Source organism: Synechococcales cyanobacterium T60_A2020_003, assembly GCA_015272205.1.
GTDB lineage: Bacteria > Cyanobacteriota > Cyanobacteriia > RECH01 > RECH01 > JACYMB01.
Map to the genome: position 1 here is coordinate 1 of JACYMB010000078.1, position 3913 is coordinate 3913.

The window sequence follows — 3913 nt, forward strand, 5'->3', positions numbered from 1 at the left end:
TGGGGCGGCTTCGCCGCCCCACCAAAATGTCCTAACCGATATGGCTAGCGCTATAGTACTCAAACGATTTTGAGCGATTCCGAGTCGGAGGGCCCTATCCAAAATCGCTCAACTACATCCGTCGGTATGCACTTGGAGTCAAAGATTGCGACTAAGCATTCACCAGGACTTCGCTTTCAAAGGCAGAACGACTTTCAAAAACTTTAAATACTTGATCCATACTAGTTAGCTCAAACAGAATGCGAACCTGCTCATTGATGGAACAGATATAGAGTTGTCCGTCATTGCTGCGAACGCTCTTGAGCGCAACCACAAGTGCCCCCAAGCCTGAGCTATCGACAAACGTGACGTCTTTTAAGTCAATTAATACAATTTGAGCACCCTCTTCAATTGCTTGCTTGATTGCTTGGTGTAGATCAGGGGCTTGGGTACTGTCTAAAATACCCGTTGGCTGTATTACTTTGATTATGCTTGCCATAGTAAATGCTATCTAAGGGAAATCAACTATCGCTCTCTTTAAAACTAGCCAAGGCCTCAGCAAAAAATACTGCTGAAGTAGACGCACTGTATTTGCATGCAGTATAACTGTCGATCTTCCCCTTGAGTCTAGCAACTTCGATCATCTTGAAGCTTTCCTAATATACCGGGGCAAATACAGACGAAGACTTCACAAGAGGTATCAGGAATATATTTCTTCACGAATAGTGAATGATGATGCGATCGCCCCTTCCTCTTAATCTACTTGAGAATCCGGGACAGTGGGAGGGACAACGCCTTCAAACAAAGCGGAATAATCAGCATCGGCGTATCCTTGCTGAATTGCAGTTTCTAGGATTTGACGGACGCCTTGTAATGCAGCAGGGTTGAGTCCGCTCTCTGCGGCGGTGGCGATCGCCAAGTTCATATCCTTCAGTAAGTGCTTAGTCGGGAAATTAGGATTTTCAAAGTTGCGATCGCACATGCGCGCCAGTTTTTTATCAAAGGTCGGTGCATACAGGGCACTCTGACGCACCACCTGCATAAATGTATCGACCTCGACGCCATAGCGCTGCACCAGTCCCAAACTGAAGGAGAAGGCCGCCGTTAGGGAACCAATAAGCTGATTCATGGCAAGTTTCAGCGCAGCGGCTGATCCGACGGTGCCAACGTATAAAGGATCAGCCCCGAACACGTTCAATACAGGAAGCCATTGCTCGTACAGATCAGGCGTCGCACCCACCATCACAATCAGCGTTCCGGCCTTCGCTTCGGGAATGCTGCCCAAGACCGGGGCTTCCAAGTACTGACCACCCGCAGCTTCAATATCGTGCTGGAGCTGCTGGCTTTCTTGGGGTGCGATTGTACTCATCTGAATAATCGTTTTGCCGTGCAAATTTGGGCGATCGCCAGAGGGAAAAAGCACCTGACGAATTGCCACCGCATCAGTCAGCATGAGAACCACCGCATCCACCTGGGCGATCGCCGCCGCCGCCGAGTCTGCGATCGTAGCCCCCGCCTGTTGCAACGGTTCCGCCTTCGTGCGCGTGCGGTTATACACCGTGACCGGATAGCCCGCCTCCAACAACCGCTGCGCCATCGGCAACCCCATCAATCCGATTCCAATTAATCCAATCCGAGTCATCACATCTCCAACCTCAACTCCTCAATCGTTACACACTCCCCCGCTCCCTCCCCCACCCCTTCACCCCTTCACTCCCCCACTCCTTTGCTCCATACTGACGATACGTCCTTATTTTGGGATCTACACCGTTATGGATTTCATCGTTAGCGCGATTCCCAATAGTCCGCTGGTGTCGTTTACCGTATTACTGCTGGTCGCCTTGACCATTCCGCCGATTTTTGAACGGCTACGATTGCCAGGATTGGTGGGATTACTGTTTGCGGGAATTTTGCTAGGCCCCCATGGGGCAGGGCTTTTAGACAGTGAATCCGAAACGATGGCGCTCCTGTCGGACATCGGTAAAGTGTACCTGATGTTCGTGGCCGGATTAGAGATTGATCTCAAGGTGTTTCGCCAAACGCGCGATCGCTCTCTAGCCTTTGGCTTATCAACTTTTCTGGTTCCCATGATTACAGGAACCGCCATTGGCCTCTTTTTTAACTTTGGCTGGAACGCAGCGATTTTAATTGGATCGCTGTTGGCGTCCCATACGCTCTTGGGGTATCCCATCGTCCAACGATTGGGGGTATCCCGCAATGAAGCCGTTGCTGTGACCATTGGTGCAACAATTTTCACGGATATTTCAGCGCTGTTGGTGCTGGCGATCTGTGTGTCGATCCATCAAGGCGAATTTTCCCCCGGTGGGCTGGTATTGCAGCTTATGGCGATCGCCCTTTACGCCGTTGTGGTGCTTTTGGGGTTCGATCGGGCAGGGCGGGAGTACTTTCGCCGCACGGGGGATGAGCAGGGAAATCAGTTTCTCTTCGTGCTGTTGGCCGTATTTTTGGCGTCCGTCGGCGCACAGATGCTCAACGTCGATAAAATCGTGGGTGCATTTCTAGCGGGGCTAGCGGTTAACGATGTGGTCGGCAATGGCCCTGTTAAAGAAAAAGTAGAGTTTGTGGGTAGCGTTCTCTTCATTCCCTTTTTCTTTGTAGATATTGGCCTGCTGCTCGACATTCCTGCCTTTGTGGAAATTTTGAGTTCCCAATTGGGACTGACGGTCGCGGTTGTGTTAGGGCTGATTGGTAGCAAGTTCGTGGCGGTGGCGGTGATCAAATACCTGTTTCGTTATGCCTGGGTAGAAGCTATTACCATGTGGTCACTCTCCTTGCCTCAGGTTGCCGCTACGTTAGCGGCTGCCCTTGTAGGAGTTCAGGTTGGACTCTTAACTAACGAACTTTTCAATAGTGTGATTGTGCTGATGTTGGTCACCTCTTTGCTTGGCCCGGTACTCACCGAGCGCTATGCCCGCCAGCTTGTGCCGCCTATCGCAACCGTTAGTCCCCCTGTTGAGTCGGGTAACGGCATTTGGTGGGAGTTGCCCCAAGATCTAGCGTGCGACATCGATGCTCCCCATGAAGGCGCTCTCGAACAGGAGTCTCCTCCGTTTACGGTTGTGGTTCCGATTTCCAATCCCCTCACAACGGCCTACCTGATTGAGCTAGCTGCCTTGCTGGTGCGGGGAGAACGGGGGCTGATCATCCCGCTTTCGATCGCCAAAGCCCATGTTCACATGGATGAACCCGAACTCCAGTCCACGCTGATCCAAAGTCGGCGACAGTTGCGGCGGGCGTTGGAGGTGAGTGCTCAGTTTCAAGCCCAGGCTGAAGGGAAGATTCGCATTGATGACGATGTGGCTCACGGCATTAGCCGCACAGCACGGGAGCAAAACGCCAGCCTGATCATCATGGGGTGGAGCGAAACCGATAGTTTGCGGGCACGACTGTTCGGCAACGTGATTGACAGCGTCTTCTGGGCGTCCCACTGTCCGGTAGCGGTGACGCGCCTGTTAGACGACCCGATTACTATTCGTCGAATTTTAGTTCCAGTCAAAAACATTACACCCCAAACGATTCGCACGGTGCAGTTTGCGCTGCTGTTGGCGGACACCAATCAAGGAACGGTGACGGTGCTGCATGTCAGCGATCGCCATACGCCGACTGAGGCGATCGCCGAATTTGAAGCAGAACTCAAGCGCCTACTGGCTCAATTTGAAACGCAGGTCCAGCCGGAAATCAAAACCGTGGCTGGCGATGATCCGGCTCAGGTGATTCTGCGAATGGCGCAGGGCGAAGATCTGGTGATTCTGCGATCGGTGCGTCGTCGGACAGCGGGAGGGCTGACGGTGAGCGATGTGACCACTCGCGTGATTAAACAACTCACCTGTTCTACGGTGCTGTTTGGTGAACCGCATTCGTACCTGGTCACCGCAATAAGAATTGTTAATGAGAATGGCTGAAGCAGCTACAT

3 protein-coding genes are annotated in these 3913 nt (G+C 52.2%); 1 reads left to right on the forward strand and 2 read right to left on the reverse strand.

All coding sequences use genetic code 11. The annotated features are described in order from the left end of the window. Positions 1-151 precede the first annotated feature (151 nt). Positions 152-478, reverse strand: a complete 327-nt coding sequence (locus tag IGR76_03925; protein MBF2077672.1) for an STAS domain-containing protein — start codon at positions 476-478, stop codon at positions 152-154. Positions 479-733: 255 nt separating this feature from the next. Beyond that, positions 734-1621: an NAD(P)-dependent oxidoreductase gene (locus IGR76_03930; GenBank protein ID MBF2077673.1), complete on the reverse strand. Its 888-nt coding sequence runs from the start codon at positions 1619-1621 to the stop codon at positions 734-736. Positions 1622-1751: 130 nt separating this feature from the next. On the opposite strand from IGR76_03930, the gene IGR76_03935 reads away from it, so the two are divergent. Then, positions 1752-3902 (forward strand): cation:proton antiporter, encoded by a 2151-nt coding sequence (locus IGR76_03935; protein MBF2077674.1) that lies wholly within the window; start codon positions 1752-1754, stop codon positions 3900-3902. Positions 3903-3913 lie beyond the last annotated feature (11 nt).

What these genes read in the sequence shown, in the direction of transcription:
- IGR76_03925 (MBF2077672.1), bottom strand. Translation starts at nt 478, where the DNA reads ATGGCAAGCATAATCAAAGTAATACAGCCAACGGGTATTTTAGACAGT.
- IGR76_03930 (MBF2077673.1), bottom strand. Translation starts at nt 1,621, where the DNA reads ATGACTCGGATTGGATTAATTGGAATCGGATTGATGGGGTTGCCGATG.
- IGR76_03935 (MBF2077674.1), top strand. Translation starts at nt 1,752, where the DNA reads ATGGATTTCATCGTTAGCGCGATTCCCAATAGTCCGCTGGTGTCGTTT.